This is a genomic window from Phaeobacter piscinae (assembly GCF_002407245.1).
GTDB lineage: Bacteria > Pseudomonadota > Alphaproteobacteria > Rhodobacterales > Rhodobacteraceae > Phaeobacter > Phaeobacter piscinae.
Genome location: NZ_CP010681.1, coordinates 3,572,092 through 3,588,648, shown reverse-complemented (window position 1 = coordinate 3,588,648; position 16,557 = coordinate 3,572,092). Strand labels below are relative to the sequence as shown.

Sequence of the window (16,557 nt, the reverse complement as noted above, 5' to 3'; positions counted from 1 at the left end):
CGCCTATCAAGCGTTTTTGCGAGGATGCCATGGACAGCCCCCATTCCTATCTGATCTGTGATGCGACACTGGCAACGATGGCTGGCAGTGATCCTGCCTATGGCTTGGTCCCTGGCGGCTTGATCGTTGTACAAGACGGCTGGATCCGCTGGTCGGGGCCTGAGGCGCAGCTGCCCAAGGACTACGCCGACTGGCCGCGCGTTTCGATGGGGGGGCGTCTGATCACACCCGGTCTGATCGATTGCCACACCCATATCGTCTTTGGTGGCAACCGGGCGATGGAGTTTGAGATGCGCCTCAACGGTGCGTCATACGAGGAGGTCGCCCGTGCTGGCGGTGGCATCGTCTCAACTGTGTCGGCCACCCGCGAGGCCTCGTTGGAGGATCTGGTGCAGGGCGCGCTGCCGCGTTTGGATGCGCTGATCGCCGAGGGCGTGACGGCGGTGGAGGTGAAATCCGGCTACGGGCTGGACCGCGAGACTGAGCTGAACATGCTGCGCGCCGCCCGTCGGCTGGGCGAGTTACGCCCGGTGACGGTGAAAACCACTTTCCTTGGCGCCCATGCCACACCTGCTGAGTACAAGACCCGTGACGGTGCCTATATTGATCAGGTCTGCATCCCCGCCTTGCGCGCTGCCCATGCCGAGGGGCTGGTCGATGCCGTCGATGGCTTCTGCGAAAACATTGCCTTTGCCCCCGCGCAGATCGAACGGGTGTTCAAGGTCGCGCAGGAGCTGGGCCTGCCAGTGAAACTGCACGCCGAACAGCTGAGCCACCAGGGCGGCACCTCGCTGGCAGCGCACTACGGCGCGTTGTCGGTCGATCATGTGGAATACGCCACCGAAGACGACGCCAGGGCGATGGCTGCATCTGGTTCTGTCGCGGTGATCCTGCCCGGTGCCTTCTATACAATTCGCGAAACCCAGGCGCCGCCGATTGAGCATTTCCGCAGCCATGGCGTGCCGATGGCGCTGGCAACCGACTGCAACCCCGGATCCTCGCCGCTGAGTTCCCTGCTGCTGACAATGAACATGGGCTGCACCCTGTTCCGCATGACACCGGAGGAGGTGCTGGCAGGTGTCACTTGCAATGCCGCCCGCGCGCTGGGGCTGACGGACCGCGGTCAAATTTCTGCCGATATGCGCGCCGATCTGGCGGTCTGGGATGTGGAAACACCCGGCGAGCTGGCCTACCGCATCGGCTTCAACCCGCTTTACACCCGTATCTATGAGGGCAAACAATGATCGAGATTATTCAGATGGTTCCGGGCACAGTCACCCTGTCCACGCTGGAAGATATCTACCGCAACCTGGCCCCGGCCCGGCTGGACGACTCAGCCCGTGAACCCGTGGAAGCGGCGGCGCAAATGGTGGCGGATGCCGCTGCCGGACAAGAGGCGGTCTATGGCATCAACACCGGCTTCGGCAAGCTGGCCTCCACCAAGATTGCACCGGAGGACACCGCCACCCTGCAGCGCAACCTGATCCTGTCGCATTGCTGCGGGGTGGGGGAGCCGCTGCCGGAGGACAAGACCCGGCTGATGATGACGCTGAAGCTCCTGTCGATGGGGCGTGGTGCGTCGGGCGTGCGCTGGCTGGTAATCGAGCAGATCGAGAAGATGCTGGAACGCGGCGTGGTGCCGGTGATCCCGTCGCAGGGGTCTGTCGGCGCGTCAGGCGATCTGGCGCCGCTGGCGCATATGGCGGCGGCGATGATCGGAGCAGGTGAGGCCACTTATGACGGCACCCGTATGCCCAGCGCGGAAGCGCTGAAAACGGCCGGGTTAGAGCCTATTGTTCTTGGCCCCAAAGAGGGGCTGGGGCTGATCAACGGCACGCAATTCTCGACCGCCTGCGCGCTGGCCGGGCTGTTTGACGCCTGGCGCATGGCCGAGGCCTCTATGACCATCGCATCGCTGACGACGGACGCCATCATGGGCTCCACCGCGCCGCTGATCGCCGATATCCACACCCTGCGCGGCCATGCCGGCCAGATCGACGTGGCGCAGCAGATGCGGGCGATCATGGACGGCTCCGAAATCCGCGAAAGCCACCGAGAGGGCGACACCCGGGTGCAGGATCCCTACTGCATCCGCTGCCAGCCGCAGGTGGTGGGCGCGGCGCTGGATGTGCTGCGGATGGCCGCAAAAACGCTGGAGATCGAGGCCAACGCCGTCACTGACAATCCGCTGGTGCTGGTGGGTGAAGGGCGCATCGTCTCGGGCGGCAACTTCCACGCCGAATATGTCGGTTTTGCCGCTGATCAGATTGCGCTTGCGGTGGCCGAAATCGGCGCCATCGCGCAGCGCCGGGTGGCCTTGATGGTGGACCCGACACTCAGCCACGACTTGCCGCCGTTCCTGACGCCAGATCCGGGGCTGAACTCCGGCTTCATGATCGCCGAGGTGACCACCGCCGCGCTGATGAGTGAAAACAAGCATTTGGCCAATCCTTGCGTGACCGACTCGACGCCCACCTCCGCCAACCAGGAGGACCATGTGTCGATGGCCGCCCACGGCGCGCTGCGTCTCAGCAAGATGAACGCGAACCTGTCGGTGATCCTGGGTGTTGAAATGCTCTGCGCCGCGCAAGGTGTGGAGGCGCGTGCGCCACTGCAAACCTCGGCCCGCCTGAAGGACGTCTTGGCGATGCTGCGCGGGGACATCCCGGCGCTGGCCGAGGACCGCTATCTGGCGCCAGACATTGAATCTGCTAGCGCCATGGTACGCGCAGGCCGTGTGGCCGCCGCTGCGGGCGTGGAGGTTTCCGCATGATCGAAGTCACCCAAGGCGCATCGCCGCTGGTGCTGGGGCTGCCCCACACCGGCACCGATGTGCCGCCGGAGATCTGGGACTGCCTGAACGAGACCGGACGGGCGCTGGCCGACACCGACTGGCATATCCACGACCTGTATTCAGGGCTGGCGGAGGAGGTCACAACCGTCCGCACGCCGATCCACCGCTATGTGATCGACGTGAACCGCGATCCCGCCGGTATCAGTCTCTATCCTGGGCAAAACACCACAACTTTGGTGCCGCTGACCGATTTCGACGGGCTGCCGATCTGGCAGGAGGGCAAGGAGCCGGACGAGGCCGAAACCGCCCGCCGCCGCGATGTCTATCACGCGCCTTATCACACGGCGCTGGCGGCAGAGATGCAGCGGGTGAAGGCGATCCACGGCTTTGCCATCCTCTATGACTGCCACTCGATCCGCGGCGACATTCCGTTCCTGTTCGAAGGCCGCCTGCCGGATTTCAACACCGGCACCAATCTGGGCAAGACCTGCGCGCCCGGGATTGAAGCCATGACTGTGGCAAACTGCGAAGCGGCGGAGGGCTATACCTCGGTTCTGAATGGCCGCTTCAAGGGCGGCTGGACCACCCGTCACTACGGCCGCCCCGCGGAAGGCTACCACGCCATCCAGCTGGAACTGGCGCAGGCGACCTACTGCGAAGAGGCGGCGCCCTGGACCTACTTGCCGGAGCGCGCGGATAGGCTGCGCGCCCATCTCACCAAAATTCTGACTGATCTCAAAAACTGGAGGCCCTCGGCATGAGCGATCCCCGCAAGAACACTCGCGACATCTTCCCGCCCACCGGTTCGGAAATCACCGCTAAGTCCTGGATGACCGAGGCGCCGATGCGGATGATGATGAACAACCTGCATCCCGATGTGGCCGAAAACCCGCATGAGCTGGTGGTCTACGGCGGCATCGGCCGCGCCGCGCGCACCTGGAAGGATTTCGACCTGATCGTCGAGACCCTGAAAAACCTTGAGGAAGACCAGACCCTGATGGTGCAGTCCGGCAAGCCAGTTGGCGTCTTTCAGACCCACAAGGACGCGCCCCGCGTGCTGATCGCCAACTCCAACCTGGTGCCGCATTGGGCCAATTGGGACCACTTCAACGAGCTCGATAAGAAGGGCCTGATGATGTACGGCCAGATGACGGCCGGCTCCTGGATCTATATCGGCACGCAGGGCATCGTGCAGGGCACCTATGAGACTTTTGCCGAGGCCGGCCGCCAGCATTTCGGCGGCGATCTGACCGGCAAATGGATCCTGACCGGCGGCCTTGGCGGCATGGGCGGCGCGCAGCCGCTGGCGGCGGTGTTTGCCGGCGCCTGCTGCCTTGCCGTGGAGTGCAATCCGGATTCGATCGACTTCCGCCTACGCACCAAATACCTGGATGAAAAGGCCGAAACCCTGGACGAGGCGCTGGAGATGATCGAGCGCTGGACCAAAGCGGGGGAGGCGAAATCCGTGGGCCTCTTGGGCAATGCGGCCGAAATTTTCCCGGAGCTGGTGAAGCGCGCGGAGGCAGGCGGCATCCGCCCCGACATCGTGACAGACCAGACCTCGGCGCATGACCCCGTGAACGGCTACCTGCCGCTGGGCTGGACCATGGGCGAGTGGAAGGAACGCCGCGAAACAGACCCTAAAGCAGTGGAAAAGGCCGCCCGCGCGTCGATGAAGGTGCAGGTCGCGGCGATGTGCGAGTTCCACGCGACGGGGATTCCAACCGTCGATTACGGCAACAACATCCGCCAGATGGCGCTGGAGGAAGGGCTGGAGAACGCATTCGACTTCCCCGGCTTTGTGCCCGCCTATATCCGTCCGCTGTTCTGCAAGGGCATCGGCCCGTTCCGCTGGGCAGCGCTTTCGGGCGATCCGGAGGATATCCGCAAGACCGACGCCAAGATGAAGGAACTGTTCCCCGAGAACGAAGGCCTGCATCGCTGGCTGGACATGGCGCAGGAGCGGATTGCCTTCCAGGGCCTGCCCGCGCGGATCTGCTGGATCGGTCTTGGCGACCGTCACAAGGCCGGCCTCGCGTTTAACGAGATGGTCCGCAATGGCGAATTGTCCGCACCGGTTGTGATTGGCCGCGACCATCTGGATTCGGGTTCGGTGGCGTCGCCCAACCGTGAGACCGAGGCGATGATGGATGGCTCGGACGCGGTGTCCGACTGGCCGCTCTTGAATGCGCTTCTCAACACGGCGTCGGGTGCGACCTGGGTGTCGCTGCACCATGGCGGCGGTGTTGGCATGGGCTTCTCGCAGCACTCCGGCGTGGTGATCTGCTGTGATGGCAGCGACGATGCCGAACGCCGCATTGGCCGCGTGCTGTGGAATGATCCGGCGACCGGTGTCATGCGCCACGCGGATGCGGGGTACGATATCGCCAAGGATTGCGCACGAGAACACGGGCTGAACCTGCCCGGCATCCTCTGAGGTCAAGGGGGCTCTGCCCCTCGGCCTTACGGCCTCACCCCGGAGTACTTGGAGAAAGGTGACATGTAGCCCCCTGTCATCTTTCCAGAAAATCCTCTGGGGTCCGGGGCAAAGCCCCGGTCCTGACAAAAGAAAACGCGCCCCGTTTTCCAGGGCGCGTTCCGTTTGCCAGGCTGTGCTGCGCACTCAGTCGCGCAGCAGCTCGTTGATTCCGGTCTTGGAGCGGGTCTTCTCATCGACACGCTTCACAATCACCGCGCAGTAGAGGTTAACGCCGTTTTTCGATGGCATTGAGCCTGCGACGACAACCGAATAAGGCGGCACTTCGCCGTACATCACTTCGCCGGTTTCACGATCAACGATCTTGGTGGACTGACCGATAAAGACGCCCATGCCCAGAACCGACCCTTCACGCACGATGCAGCCTTCGACCACTTCAGAGCGTGCCCCGATGAAGCAATTGTCCTCAATGATCGTGGGACCCGCCTGCATCGGCTCAAGCACGCCACCGATACCGACACCGCCGGACAGGTGCACGTTCTTGCCGATTTGGGCACAGGAGCCAACGGTCGCCCAGGTGTCAACCATAGTGCCCTCATCGACATGGGCGCCGAGGTTCACGAAGGACGGCATCAAGACCACGCCCGGCGCGATATAGGCCGATTTGCGAACAACGCAGTTGGGGACGGCACGGAAACCCGCCGCTTTCCATTGGGTTTCACCCCAACCTTTGAATTTGCTGTCGACCTTGTCCCACCAGCCGGAGCCCTGCGGGCCGCCGGATTGCTCTTCCATATCCTTAATGCGGAAGCCCAGCAGCACGGCCTTCTTGGCCCATTGGTTGACATGCCAGTCGCCACTGTCCTGACGTTCGGCCACACGCAGCTTGCCGGAATCCAATGCGTTCAGAGTCTCTTCGATCGCATCGCGCTGCTCACCTGTGGTGGCGGATGTGATGGTGTCACGGGCCTCCCAAGCGGCCTCAATTGCGGTTTCCAGCTGGGCGTTGGACATCAGGGGTCTCTCCGGCGTGTGGTTGGTTTCGCTGCTACATACCCTCATTTTGCCGCGGGGTCATGTGCGGATTGCGTCAATATTCCTCTCCGCAGCGGCCAATCGCGGTCGCGGTAGCTGGCACCTAGCGCACGCGACGCAAATGACGGCGCAGAATATCGCAGGCTGTTGTCACATCGCGGCGACGCATGGCCTGCATGATCAAGGCGTGGTCAGTGTCGACCCGCTGGCTCCAGCGGTGCTTCCAGTTGGCAAAGAGATGCCGGGCAGAAGCGATATGCAGATCATCAATTGTCGCCAGCAGACGTGGCATGCCGCAGGGCGACAGGATTACCCGATGAAAGGCCCGGTTTTTCTGCTCCCAATCTGCCATATCGGTCGCAGCGTCGCAGGCGAGTCTCGCGGCATCTGCGGCCTCCAGCTCCGCCGCCCCCAAGTGGGCAAACGCGTTTTGCAACGCCAGCAATTCCAGCGAGACACGCATCTCGATGACCTCGCGTATTTCGGAGGGATCCAGTGCGGTCACCCGCATCCCCCTCCGGGGAATGGACTGGGCCAGTCCATGTGCCTCCAGCCTGAGAAGCGCCTCACGGACCGGAACATGGCTAGCGTTGAACTCACGCGCGATATGATCCTGGCGCAGTTTCTCACCTGCAGGCAGCGCGCCGGTGACGATCCGTTCGCTCAACGCATGATAGATACGGTCAGAGATCGTGGCACTGACACTCATGATACACCACCGCGACATCGGTGAGCGAGCCACAGGCCAACACGGCACTCACGAAGGGACATGTGGTGCCTCCAGCGGATCATGGGCAATATTGCCACCGCAGAGAAGCACGGCAACCCGCTCATCCGGGGCAGGTTGATATGCGCCGCTGGTCAGCGCTGCCAACGCGGTTGCACCTGCTGGCTCCACCAGAAGCCGACGCTCCTGCCATAGTTTGTTCTGCGCATCAGTAATTGCCTCATCCGACACGGTACGTGAGGTCACGGTATCAGACTGATCCTGTGCCAGCCCATAACAGATGCTCCCGATGCGCCGCGCACCAAGTGCATTTGCAGCAACACCCGAGACTTCGACATCAACAGGCGCGCCAGCCGCAAGTGCTGCGTTCAGGGCCGAGCTGGTTTCAGGCTCCACTGCCACGATCTTCTTCGAGTTACCGTACCAGGCCATCGCGCCAGCAATTAGGCCGCCACCACCCACCGCGATCAGAAGGGTATCCGCCTCCAGACCCTGGGCATCCCATTCGGCGAAACAGGTCCCCTGACCAATTACTGTTGCAGCTGCATCATAGGCATGGACCTGCATGGCACCTGTCTGCTGTTCATAAGCCTGCGCCTGCTCTAGCGCATTGGCATAGGCACCCGGCACAACCTTCAGATCGGCGCCACAGGCCCGGATCAGCGCAATTTTTGCCGGGCCTGCCATTTCAGGCACATAAACGCGCGCGCGCATCCCAAGCCGCTTTGCCGCGTAGGCAACCGCTGCGCCGTGATTGCCGCCGGATGCCGCGACCAGCCCAGCATCCGGCACAGATCCGCCCAACAACGTGTTGAAAGCGCCCCGCGCCTTGAAGCTGCCGGTGTGCTGCATATGCTCCAGCTTCAGCGAGATTGGGTAATCCAATCCAAAACCGGTGGTTTCGAGTATCGGTGTGCGTTGAATATACGGGCGGATCCGCATCTCAGCGGCCCTGATATCCTGCGTCCAATGCATATGCTGTCCCCTTTTGCCATTGGCGCGCTGACCGTAAGCCCTGTACCGGCGGGTGCAAGCCCTCGTTGCACCTGACCAAGCTTCACTGCGGATCACCTGTTTATTGGCACGCCATTCCGGACTAGCGCCACGACAGCCAAAGCGGTAGAACTGAAACTCCGCTTTCTTTCAGAATTAACACAGTAGGTTTGCAATGAATGATGATCGCCACAGCCGATTCCGGGATGCCCATTCTGACAGGGATCGCGCCGAGCATGTGCCATCGACACCGCAGACCGAATCTCCCGCGTATCGTCTGGCGTTTGCAGATAAGGATTTTCTCTGTCGAGACGAGCTGCGACCGGTGCGGTTGCAACTGGAGCTTCTGAAACCCCAACTCATGCTGGATGAACATGGTATCGAGAGCACAATCGTCATGTTTGGCGGTGCGCGGATCCCGGCCCCTAAGGACAAGGATCAGGCACGCACCAAGACATTGCGAGATCTGTCGCATTTCTACGATGAAGCCCGCAAGTTTGCGAAGCTGATGACCGAAAAATCCATGGTCGCCGGTGGCAAGAATGACGTCATCGTCACCGGCGGTGGACCGGGTGTGATGGAGGCTGGCAACCGTGGCGCGATTGATGCCGGAGGCGCCTCTGTTGGCCTCAATATCGTGCTGCCACATGAGCAGGCGCCAAATGAATATGTGACGCCCGATCTGTGTTTCAATTTCCATTATTTTGCGATCCGGAAGATGCATTTCCTGATGCGCGCGCGCGCCATCACCGTGTTCCCTGGTGGCTTTGGCACCCTGGATGAGATGTTTGAAACTCTGACACTTATTCAGACCGGCCGGATGGAACGTGTGCCGTTCCTGCTGTTCGGCCGTGCTTTCTGGGAAAAGATCATCAACTGGGAGGCGCTGGCGGATGCGGGCACCATCTCCGAGGAGGATCTTGATCTGTTCCGTTTTGTGGAAACCGCCGAGGAGGCAATCCACATTATCGACAACTGGGCACCAGCGCCGCCGCGCGACAGCCTGCCCGGTCGCGACGATTGATCATATGACCTTCCCCGTCGCGCGACACATCGCGCGTGGCGGGGGTCGGCAAATCTGCAAATGGGTCAGGCAAATTCAGCAGGCAGGACACCCAGCGGTTTGCCATGTGGCAGGCGAGTCAGGATTTGCGACCCTTCGATATCCTTGATCGCATAGCCGTAGCCGCGCAGACGGAATTTCCATTCACGTGGGCTGAGCGCCTTGCCGCGTTCTTCGCGCACCAGATCCAAAACGGTGGGCTCAATCGGCGTGGCGGCCGGTGTGTGACGTGCCATGATCTCTTTCCCTTCCATTGACTGTCTACGATTTGGAAACTGTCCTGCCGAAATGGCGGAAATGTACCGCAATTGTGAAAATTTCTGGGCGACACCCAAACCTGCAACTCAGTGAGTTCGAAATTGCCACCTGGCAACCGGATACCAAGAGCCATCAGAATCGCTGTCCGATCTCCGATCTTTAAGAGGGTTGTTTTGAATGTGACCTCCCGGCGCAGAAACGTCATTTTCTGAAAGTTGATGCAAAGGAGCAGCCAGGCCTCCCTCCAGCTTTGACATACTACATTGAATCAACTGCATTTTCGAGAAGTGATCAGCAGCGACACCATCAGGGGTGGAACAGTAATTTCTGCCTCTCTCAGGCCGTTTGCGAGCCGAAAACTGCGCAAAAAGTCCCAATCTTGGGCGTATCGGCGCCACATTCATTGACGAGATTGACGGCAACCCAATGTGGAGTGGTCACATGCCAAGAGTCTCGGATTATTCAGCGCTGCTATACTATCTTGATGGTGATCATTTTCGCTGGAACGCCCCTGCAGACCTCGGGACGCAGGCAATCATCACATATAGTTTCACAGAGACCGGCAGCCTTGCAGATCCTGCAGTCAGTGATCCTTATGGCGCGACGGAGTACTGGTCATTTGACGAGGACCAGCGCGATATTTTTCGCGAAGGGCTTTCTCTCTACGAAGACATCTCAGGCGTCCGGTTCATAGAAGTCGACGGACGGGGCATGATCAATGCGTTTGGCACAACCGGCAGCAGTGCTGGTGGCTGGGCCAATATCGCAATGTCCGGAAATGGCTTCACCGGCAGGGGTGACCTGACCGTTGATACGGATGTCATGACAAAAGGCACTTATGGCTATGTCACGGTGTTGCATGAAATAGGTCATGCTCTCGGGCTGCAACACTCTCATGACGGTGGTCTGACATTGAATCACCACGCGGATACGCCCGCGAACACCGTAATGACCTACAATCATAGCCCTGCCTATGTGACCGACTTGGGTACATTCGATGTTCAGGCAATGCAGCATCTCTATGGCAGTTCCGATAGCTTTGCGGGTTGGGAAATATTGGGCGGCGGAAGCGACCCGATCATCATTCGCAGCACGAATGCTTCCGAAACGGTGATCGGCACCGACCAAAACACCACCATTAATGCCAAGGGCGGCCATGACCACGTTCAGGGCCGCGAAGCAGATGACACACTACGTGGCGCGGATGGGCGCGACACGATGATTGGTGGCTTGGGGGAGGATCGCCTATTCGGGGGCAATGGCGCCGACCTTCTGATCGGCGGCACCACGGGCGACGCCTATTCCGGTGGTAGCGACAATGATGTCCTCTACGGCAATCGCGGACACGACATGCTGCACGGCGGATCCGGCAACGATCACCTGCTGGGTGGTGTTGGTCGCGACACCCTGGTGGGAGGTGACGGCAGTGATACCCTGACCGGTGGTACCGGTGCGGATACATTTGTTTTTGATCAGTCTGATGCCTTCGACACCAACCGGATCACCGACTTCGGCCGGGGCGCTGATGTGATTGATCTGTCGGGTGTTTGGTTGACCAGATTGGAACAGCTGGACATCTCAGAAGACAACGGCACCACCACCATCTCCTATTCCAATTGGTTTGAGCTGGAGCTGACCAATTACTCCGACCCCCTAACGGGATCGGATTTCATATTCAGTTGAGGCAGCCGGGGACCTGCCTGGAGGTCGAGGTCAGGGGTTGAGTCCCGCCTCGGCCTCAATCTGTTTACGGCTCTTGCGCGCACGCTCAGTGGCGGATTTCAACTGGCCACAGGCCGCCAGAATGTCTTCACCACGCGGGGTACGGATCGGCGAGGCATAGCCGGCCTGATAAATGATGTTCGCGAACGCATGGATGCGGTTGTTTGATGACCGCGTATAGGGTGAGCCGGGCCATTCATTGAATGGGATAAGGTTCACCTTCGCCGGAATCCCCTCGATCAATTCGACCAGGCGGTGGGCGTCTTCGTCGCTATCGTTCACACCATTCAGCATCACATATTCAAAGGTGATCCGCTCCGAATTGGTTAGACGGGGGTACGCGCGCAGCGCCTCCAGAAGTGCCTCGATGTTCCAACGTTTGTTAATCGGCACCAGCTTGTCGCGCACCTCATCAGTTGTGGCATGGAAGGAGACTGCCAGCAGGCAGCCGATTTCTTCAGCTGTGCGGGCAATTTCCGGCACCACGCCTGAGGTCGAGAGGGTAATGCGACGGCGCGACAGGCTGATCCCTTCAGGGTCCATCGCAATCTTCATCGCATCGCGTACGTTTTCAAAATTATAGAGTGGCTCACCCATGCCCATCAGCACGATGTTCGACAACAGACGTGTCTCATCCTTGGGCGCGCCGGGCACAGGCCATTCGTCCAGATCGTCACGCGCCATCATGATCTGGCCAACGATTTCAGCGGACGTCAGGTTGCGGACCAGCTTCTGCGTGCCGGTGTGGCAGAAGGAACAGGTCAGGGTGCAGCCCACTTGCGAGGAAATGCAGAGCGTCCCGCGCCCTTCCTCCGGGATATAGACAACCTCCACCTCGTGACCGCCAGCAATCCGCACCAGGTATTTGCGCGTGCCATCGGTCGAGACCTGCTTGCTCACCACCTCTGGGATCGCAATCTCGAATTGCTCATCCAGTTCCGCGCGATACGCTTTGGCAAGGTTGGTCATCTCGGCAAAGTCGCGTTTGCCCCATTGATAGATCCACTGCCAGATCTGCCCCACCCGCATTTTGGCCTGCTTTTCCGGCGTGCCATGCGCAATCAGTGTGTCGCGCAACTGGTCGCGGGTTAGGCCCACAAGATTGATCTTGCCGCCCTCTGGCAGTTTGCGGGGCAGGGTCAGGACGTCTTGGGTGATCGGCGCATTGGCGGTCATGGCAAAAAGACTCGGTCTGTTTGGGTGGATGCGGCTCTATATAGGATTCTCAACAAAGATCAAAAGGAATCCTGCAGATTGACCTTTTCCGCCCGCTATCCTGCGTGGTCCATCAGCGCCTCAACCCGCCCCCGTGTCAGGCTGATACGGCAGGACAGAATGGCGATACCGGTACCGGAACCTCCGCCGAAGGTCGCGCCAACAAAGTCGCAATGCGCATCGCGAAACGCCTCCCACGACTGTTGCGCAGCCTCCAACGCCGGGCCAGCACTTTGGCGCCCTGTCGTGTCGTCCAGATCGGCGGCCGCCTCACGGGCATAGCCAAGCGCCTGCGACAGAGCGGCGTTTGCGCGAATCTGATCACCCTTCAAGCAGTCGCGCAACGCAATCTGAGAACCGGTGTCACTGCATTCCATTGCGGGATCCGCAAGGGCGGGCAGCGGCAGAGCAAGAAGGGCGGAAAGCAGGTACTTTCTCATGATGTGACTGTCCTTTTGTCGTCGCCTAACCGAAGTGACATTCTGGTGGTGCAAACACAAAACCCCGGGCGAAGGCCGGGGTTTCTAAGCGTTTGATGGAGGCACCGGAACGATGACCGGATGCCCTCAGTTACAGCGCTTTTCTGCGTCTTCGACCGCGGCGGTAAAGCCCAGAAGCGAGAAGGTATCTTTCGTCTGCGTGCCGCGGGCAGATCGCGCCGTCAGCACAGCCTTGGCGCCCCGCTTCATGGCGGTGATGATCTTCGCGTCATCCGCAGCGGTGGCAGGCCAGGCCCATTCGCCTTCGGTAAACAATTCAAACTCTGTGTCGCCCACAGCAAGGTTCACAGTCGATCCCGGAGCAAAAGGATACCCGCCGGTAAAGGTCACCTGCCCCTTGTCGCCGGTTTCGGGCCGATAGAAAACAAACAACTGGATTTTGCCGCGGCGCACCGCTTTGACCCGCCCGTCGCGGGTGTTCACGGTTTCCTTGGGCGCAGAGACACCCCAGCATTCCTTGGGGCTTTCGCCTTGGAACACGCTCCAGTCGACATTGCTCGCAACGCGATTGTCAGATTCTGCCTGCTGTGCGGATGCGCTGGTGGCCATTGCGGCCAGACACAGGCCCGCGATGCAGCGGACGAGTTTTGATGTCATTTGTCCCAACTCCAAGACTGTCTTTACCTCAAATAAGCCAGAGGACATGCGGCGTTGCCTTCGCCGTCTGGTCCCGATCCCCTCGCTTGTGTACTCATACACACTATCGTAACTATCGCCACGTGTGAAAGCCCGTTTTGGCGGGAAATTGCCAACAGGAAAGGCGTTTTGTGATGACCAACCCCGTACCAATGACCGAAGTATGGCGCGGTCCGCTCCTGGAAAGCCTCCACCTGGGCCATGCCGTGGTCTGTAACGCCAAAGGCGAGATTGTGCGCAGCTGGGGCGATCCTGATGCGGTGATTTACCCCCGCAGCTCGGCCAAGATGATCCAGGCCTTGCCGCTGATCACATCCGGTGCTGCTGCAAAATACGGGCTGACGTCTGAACAGCTGGCCCTGGCCTGCGCCTCTCACAATGGGGCCGAGATCCACACAAGCCGCGTCAACGCCTGGCTGGATCAGCTCTCTATGACCGATCATGATTTTCGCTGCGGCCCGCAGCTGCCCGACGATATTCCTGCCCGCAATGCGCTGATCAAAACAGACACCAGCCCCTGCCAGGTACATAATAACTGCTCCGGCAAACACGCGGGTTTTTTGACATTGTCGCAGCATCTGGGCGCCGGACCGGAGTATGTCGAGATTGATCACCCGGTACAGCAAGCCTGCCGCAGCGCCTTTGAACAGGTGACGGAAGAGGTTAGCCCCGGCTACGGTATCGACGGATGCTCGGCCCCGAATTTCGCAACCTCCGTAAAGGGTTTGGCCCGCGCGATGGCCTGGTTCGCCGCCGCGTCTGACCGCTCTGACCGCGACGCTGACGCTGCACAGCAGTTGGTGAGCGCAATGATGGCCCACCCGGAGCTGGTGGCCGGGGAAACCCGTGCCTGTACCAATCTGATGCGCGCTATGGGTGGCAAGGTTGCTATCAAAACCGGGGCCGAAGCGGTGTTCATCGCGATCCTGCCGGAGCAGAAACTGGGCGTCGCGCTCAAGATCACGGATGGGGCCACCCGCGCCAGCGAATGCGCCATTGCAAGCATCCTGGTGGGGCTGGGTGTTCTGGACGCGGATCATCCAGCAACGCTGAAGTACCGGAATGCCCCGCTGATCAATCGTCGCGGTATCGATTGCGGTTCCATCCGGCCATCCGCCGAAATGATGTTCTGAATGCAAATCGCCCCGGCAGCCACATGGCGCCCGGGGCGATGCTCAAGACAACAGTCTGTCCCTACATTTCGATGATTTCGGCCACCTCGACTGAGCCGTCGCCGCTGGCGACCATCGGGCAACCATTTGCCATTTTGCAGGCGGCGTCGATATCGACCGCCTCGACCACAGAATAGCCGGAAAGCGGATTGGCACCGCCATTATCCTCGACCCCAGAATGCTGAACCGTCTTGGACATGCCGACAGGATTGCCCGGCACGACAAGCGCATCGCCCATTTCTCCCATCCAGCTTTTCCAAGCGTCCATAACCTTGGCGCCCTCCTCAGGTGTGTCCGGTGTCTTGCCGCCGTGATACGCAAAAATGAACTGTGGCATTGGGTACTCCTCTCCCGTTTGGGTCTTCGTTAAAATCACTCGCAGCTGCCTGCACCTGCCAGACCTACTGGATCTTGGACGCCAGTTTGCGCAGGGTTGATTCCCAGCCTTTTCGATGACCTGCGGCCTGTTCGGAACTGTCCAGATCGCGATGGTCGATGACGAGGCGGGCGCCGGTCGCGACAGCCTCAACGGTCAGGGTCACATGGCTTTCGTGTCCCCGCGCGCCGGTCTCATCGTGCCACCCCCAGGTAAACCCGATTGATTGCGGCGGCCGGACATGGGTGACCACGCCGGACACATGGTAGCGATCCCCATCCGCATTGGTCATGACCGTGGACCACGGCCCCTCCTGATGAAAATTCAGTGTGTATTCGGGCACGGTCATCCCCTCTGGCCCCCACCATTGCAGCAGCTTTTCGGTGTCGCTGATCCAGGCAAACAGGCGCTCCGGTGACACGGAAAAATCGCGCTCCAATCGCAGATCTGTCATTCTATTTCCTCCCTTAACGCCGCCTCCAGCCGGTCAAGGCTGTTTTGCCAGAACGACTGGCGCGACATGGTCCAATCCGCGATCAACTTCAGCCCCTCCGGTCGCGCAGAGTACAAGCGGCGCGTTCCATCGGCACGCTGCGCCACCAGTCCCGCCTCGCGCAGGACCTTGAGATGCCGGGAGACTGCCGGCGCCGTGATGCCCGATCCGCGCACAAGATCCCCAGCGGGCAATTCGCCGTGTTCCATCAACTGTTCAACGATGGCCATACGGGTGCCGTCAGACAGCGCGGAAAAGGATTTGAGCAGAGGTGTCATGTTGATTACATTAACACATCAGTTAATTAATAGATAGGTTAAATTTAAAACGAACCGTCACCCGGACAAGACATTGGCGCTGCTTAGAAACTCAGAGGGTCACAGCATGTCCCACAAAAGCCGCAACGCCAGTACGACCGACGTCACCACCAGCAACGGTTTGATCATCCGTGCACCCTGTTTCTGCGCCATCCCCGCGCCCACGCGGGCACCGGCAATCTGCGCAGCACCCATGGCCAGCCCCACACCCCACCAAGGGGTCGCAACAAAGGCAAAGGCCAGAAGCGCGCCAGCGTTGGACGCAAAATTCAGCAGCTTCGTATGTGCGGTCGCCCGCAAGATGCCGAAACCGGCCAGCGACACAAAGCCAAGCATGTAGAAACTGCCAGCCCCAGGCCCCAGAAGACCGTCATAGAGCCCGCAGAGCGGCACGATTGTGACTGCAAACAGCGTCGGCGAAAGACGCCGTGCCCGGTCGCTGTCATCCAGCCCCTTTTTGGTGGCAAAGAATACCGCGATCCCAATTAGCAATAACGGCAGGATCCATCGGATCCAGGTTGTCGGCAGAACGGATATCAACAGCGCGCCGCAGATTGAGGCAAGGCCCGCGATCAGCGCCGACCCGGCCTGCGCCCGCAGGTCAACATGACCGCCGCGGGAATAGCTGATCGCCGCGGTGGCGGCTCCGAACAACCCTTGAATCTTGTTGGTCGCCAAAGCGGTAATGGGATTGGCACCGGCCAGCAACAACACAGGCACCGTGATCAGCCCTCCACCGCCCGCAACCGCATCAATAAACCCAGCCGCAAACCCCGCTGCCATCAACAGCAGCAGGAGATCAAACCCCACTTCGAACAT

18 protein-coding genes are annotated in these 16,557 nt (G+C 60.4%); 7 read left to right on the top strand and 11 right to left on the bottom strand.

Annotation, left to right across the window (positions count from 1 at the left end; translation table 11 throughout):
* Nucleotides 1-29: 29 nt before the first annotated feature.
* From hutI to hutU, 4 genes are read left to right on the top strand one after another with little or no spacing between them, the layout of a single operon-like run.
* Complete coding sequence (gene hutI, locus phaeop14_RS17065; protein ID WP_096790178.1) at nucleotides 30-1,244, top strand: imidazolonepropionase; 1,215 nt, start codon at nucleotides 30-32, stop codon at nucleotides 1,242-1,244.
* Nucleotides 1,241-2,773 (top strand): histidine ammonia-lyase, encoded by a 1,533-nt coding sequence (hutH, locus tag phaeop14_RS17060; protein WP_244905786.1) that lies wholly within the window; start codon nucleotides 1,241-1,243, stop codon nucleotides 2,771-2,773. Before hutI ends, hutH begins: the two co-directional genes overlap by 4 nt.
* On the top strand, nucleotides 2,770-3,555 hold the full coding sequence (gene hutG, locus phaeop14_RS17055; protein ID WP_096790177.1) for an N-formylglutamate deformylase: 786 nt from the start codon (nucleotides 2,770-2,772) through the stop codon (nucleotides 3,553-3,555). The genes hutH and hutG overlap by 4 nt, the downstream gene beginning before the upstream one ends.
* Nucleotides 3,552-5,231, top strand: a complete 1,680-nt coding sequence (gene hutU / locus phaeop14_RS17050) for a urocanate hydratase (protein ID WP_096790176.1) — start codon at nucleotides 3,552-3,554, stop codon at nucleotides 5,229-5,231. The genes hutG and hutU overlap by 4 nt, the downstream gene beginning before the upstream one ends.
* 186 nt (nucleotides 5,232-5,417) lie before the next feature.
* Here hutU and dapD read toward each other — a convergent pair whose 3' ends face one another.
* The 3 genes from dapD to phaeop14_RS17035 all read right to left on the bottom strand — a co-directional run bounded on the left by dapD (nucleotide 5,418) and on the right by phaeop14_RS17035 (nucleotide 7,968).
* Nucleotides 5,418-6,245, bottom strand: a complete 828-nt coding sequence (dapD, locus tag phaeop14_RS17045; RefSeq protein ID WP_096790175.1) for a 2,3,4,5-tetrahydropyridine-2,6-dicarboxylate N-succinyltransferase — start codon at nucleotides 6,243-6,245, stop codon at nucleotides 5,418-5,420.
* A gap of 124 nt (nucleotides 6,246-6,369) precedes the next feature.
* Complete coding sequence (locus tag phaeop14_RS17040; RefSeq protein WP_040174946.1) at nucleotides 6,370-6,975, bottom strand: GntR family transcriptional regulator; 606 nt, start codon at nucleotides 6,973-6,975, stop codon at nucleotides 6,370-6,372.
* Nucleotides 6,976-7,023: 48 nt separating this feature from the next.
* Nucleotides 7,024-7,968: a threonine/serine dehydratase gene (locus phaeop14_RS17035; protein WP_096790174.1), complete on the bottom strand. Its 945-nt coding sequence runs from the start codon at nucleotides 7,966-7,968 to the stop codon at nucleotides 7,024-7,026.
* Nucleotides 7,969-8,161: 193 nt separating this feature from the next.
* On the opposite strand from phaeop14_RS17035, the gene phaeop14_RS17030 reads away from it, so the two are divergent.
* A complete protein-coding gene (locus tag phaeop14_RS17030; RefSeq protein WP_040179099.1) occupies nucleotides 8,162-9,010 on the top strand; it encodes an LOG family protein in 849 nt (282 codons plus the stop codon).
* A gap of 65 nt (nucleotides 9,011-9,075) precedes the next feature.
* On the opposite strand, the gene phaeop14_RS17025 is transcribed toward phaeop14_RS17030, so the two are convergent.
* On the bottom strand, nucleotides 9,076-9,285 hold the full coding sequence (locus phaeop14_RS17025; RefSeq protein ID WP_052463933.1) for a hypothetical protein: 210 nt from the start codon (nucleotides 9,283-9,285) through the stop codon (nucleotides 9,076-9,078).
* A 463-nt stretch (nucleotides 9,286-9,748) separates the two neighbouring features.
* Between phaeop14_RS17025 and phaeop14_RS17020 the strand changes: the two genes are divergently transcribed.
* A complete protein-coding gene (locus tag phaeop14_RS17020) occupies nucleotides 9,749-10,990 on the top strand; it encodes a matrixin family metalloprotease (RefSeq protein WP_096790348.1) in 1,242 nt (413 codons plus the stop codon).
* Nucleotides 10,991-11,020: 30 nt separating this feature from the next.
* On the opposite strand, the gene rlmN is transcribed toward phaeop14_RS17020, so the two are convergent.
* The 3 genes from rlmN to phaeop14_RS17005 form a co-directional block, all read right to left on the bottom strand.
* Nucleotides 11,021-12,205 carry a dual-specificity RNA methyltransferase RlmN gene (rlmN, locus tag phaeop14_RS17015; RefSeq protein ID WP_096790173.1) on the bottom strand — a complete coding sequence of 395 codons (1,185 nt, stop codon included), beginning with the start codon at nucleotides 12,203-12,205 and terminating at the stop codon, nucleotides 11,021-11,023.
* Between the two features lie 95 nt (nucleotides 12,206-12,300).
* Complete coding sequence (locus phaeop14_RS17010; protein WP_096790172.1) at nucleotides 12,301-12,684, bottom strand: lysozyme inhibitor LprI family protein; 384 nt, start codon at nucleotides 12,682-12,684, stop codon at nucleotides 12,301-12,303.
* Between the two features lie 126 nt (nucleotides 12,685-12,810).
* On the bottom strand, nucleotides 12,811-13,341 hold the full coding sequence (locus phaeop14_RS17005; RefSeq protein WP_096707789.1) for an invasion associated locus B family protein: 531 nt from the start codon (nucleotides 13,339-13,341) through the stop codon (nucleotides 12,811-12,813).
* A gap of 173 nt (nucleotides 13,342-13,514) precedes the next feature.
* Here phaeop14_RS17005 and phaeop14_RS17000 point away from each other — a divergent pair, with 173 nt between their 5' ends.
* Nucleotides 13,515-14,513 (top strand): asparaginase, encoded by a 999-nt coding sequence (locus phaeop14_RS17000; RefSeq protein ID WP_040174960.1) that lies wholly within the window; start codon nucleotides 13,515-13,517, stop codon nucleotides 14,511-14,513.
* 61 nt (nucleotides 14,514-14,574) lie between these two features.
* On the opposite strand, the gene phaeop14_RS16995 is transcribed toward phaeop14_RS17000, so the two are convergent.
* From phaeop14_RS16995 to phaeop14_RS16980, 4 genes are all read right to left on the bottom strand, one after another.
* The gene (locus phaeop14_RS16995; RefSeq protein WP_040174963.1) at nucleotides 14,575-14,889 is read right to left on the bottom strand and encodes a YciI family protein; all 315 of its coding nucleotides are present in this window, start codon (nucleotides 14,887-14,889) and stop codon (nucleotides 14,575-14,577) included.
* A gap of 64 nt (nucleotides 14,890-14,953) precedes the next feature.
* On the bottom strand, nucleotides 14,954-15,382 hold the full coding sequence (locus phaeop14_RS16990) for an SRPBCC family protein (RefSeq protein WP_096790171.1): 429 nt from the start codon (nucleotides 15,380-15,382) through the stop codon (nucleotides 14,954-14,956).
* The gene (locus tag phaeop14_RS16985; RefSeq protein ID WP_040174967.1) at nucleotides 15,379-15,699 is read right to left on the bottom strand and encodes an ArsR/SmtB family transcription factor; all 321 of its coding nucleotides are present in this window, start codon (nucleotides 15,697-15,699) and stop codon (nucleotides 15,379-15,381) included. Before phaeop14_RS16985 ends, phaeop14_RS16990 begins: the two co-directional genes overlap by 4 nt.
* A gap of 99 nt (nucleotides 15,700-15,798) precedes the next feature.
* On the bottom strand, nucleotides 15,799-16,557 hold the full coding sequence (locus tag phaeop14_RS16980) for a TSUP family transporter (RefSeq protein ID WP_040174970.1): 759 nt from the start codon (nucleotides 16,555-16,557) through the stop codon (nucleotides 15,799-15,801).

What these genes read in the sequence shown, in the direction of transcription:
- hutI (WP_096790178.1), top strand. Translation starts at nt 30, where the DNA reads ATGGACAGCCCCCATTCCTATCTGATCTGTGATGCGACACTGGCAACG.
- hutH (WP_244905786.1), top strand. Translation starts at nt 1,241, where the DNA reads ATGATCGAGATTATTCAGATGGTTCCGGGCACAGTCACCCTGTCCACG.
- hutG (WP_096790177.1), top strand. Translation starts at nt 2,770, where the DNA reads ATGATCGAAGTCACCCAAGGCGCATCGCCGCTGGTGCTGGGGCTGCCC.
- hutU (WP_096790176.1), top strand. Translation starts at nt 3,552, where the DNA reads ATGAGCGATCCCCGCAAGAACACTCGCGACATCTTCCCGCCCACCGGT.
- dapD (WP_096790175.1), bottom strand. Translation starts at nt 6,245, where the DNA reads ATGTCCAACGCCCAGCTGGAAACCGCAATTGAGGCCGCTTGGGAGGCC.
- phaeop14_RS17040 (WP_040174946.1), bottom strand. Translation starts at nt 6,975, where the DNA reads ATGAGTGTCAGTGCCACGATCTCTGACCGTATCTATCATGCGTTGAGC.
- phaeop14_RS17035 (WP_096790174.1), bottom strand. Translation starts at nt 7,968, where the DNA reads ATGCATTGGACGCAGGATATCAGGGCCGCTGAGATGCGGATCCGCCCG.
- phaeop14_RS17030 (WP_040179099.1), top strand. Translation starts at nt 8,162, where the DNA reads ATGAATGATGATCGCCACAGCCGATTCCGGGATGCCCATTCTGACAGG.
- phaeop14_RS17025 (WP_052463933.1), bottom strand. Translation starts at nt 9,285, where the DNA reads ATGGCACGTCACACACCGGCCGCCACGCCGATTGAGCCCACCGTTTTG.
- phaeop14_RS17020 (WP_096790348.1), top strand. Translation starts at nt 9,749, where the DNA reads ATGCCAAGAGTCTCGGATTATTCAGCGCTGCTATACTATCTTGATGGT.
- rlmN (WP_096790173.1), bottom strand. Translation starts at nt 12,205, where the DNA reads ATGACCGCCAATGCGCCGATCACCCAAGACGTCCTGACCCTGCCCCGC.
- phaeop14_RS17010 (WP_096790172.1), bottom strand. Translation starts at nt 12,684, where the DNA reads ATGAGAAAGTACCTGCTTTCCGCCCTTCTTGCTCTGCCGCTGCCCGCC.
- phaeop14_RS17005 (WP_096707789.1), bottom strand. Translation starts at nt 13,341, where the DNA reads ATGACATCAAAACTCGTCCGCTGCATCGCGGGCCTGTGTCTGGCCGCA.
- phaeop14_RS17000 (WP_040174960.1), top strand. Translation starts at nt 13,515, where the DNA reads ATGACCAACCCCGTACCAATGACCGAAGTATGGCGCGGTCCGCTCCTG.
- phaeop14_RS16995 (WP_040174963.1), bottom strand. Translation starts at nt 14,889, where the DNA reads ATGCCACAGTTCATTTTTGCGTATCACGGCGGCAAGACACCGGACACA.
- phaeop14_RS16990 (WP_096790171.1), bottom strand. Translation starts at nt 15,382, where the DNA reads ATGACAGATCTGCGATTGGAGCGCGATTTTTCCGTGTCACCGGAGCGC.
- phaeop14_RS16985 (WP_040174967.1), bottom strand. Translation starts at nt 15,699, where the DNA reads ATGACACCTCTGCTCAAATCCTTTTCCGCGCTGTCTGACGGCACCCGT.
- phaeop14_RS16980 (WP_040174970.1), bottom strand. Translation starts at nt 16,557, where the DNA reads ATGTTCGAAGTGGGGTTTGATCTCCTGCTGCTGTTGATGGCAGCGGGG.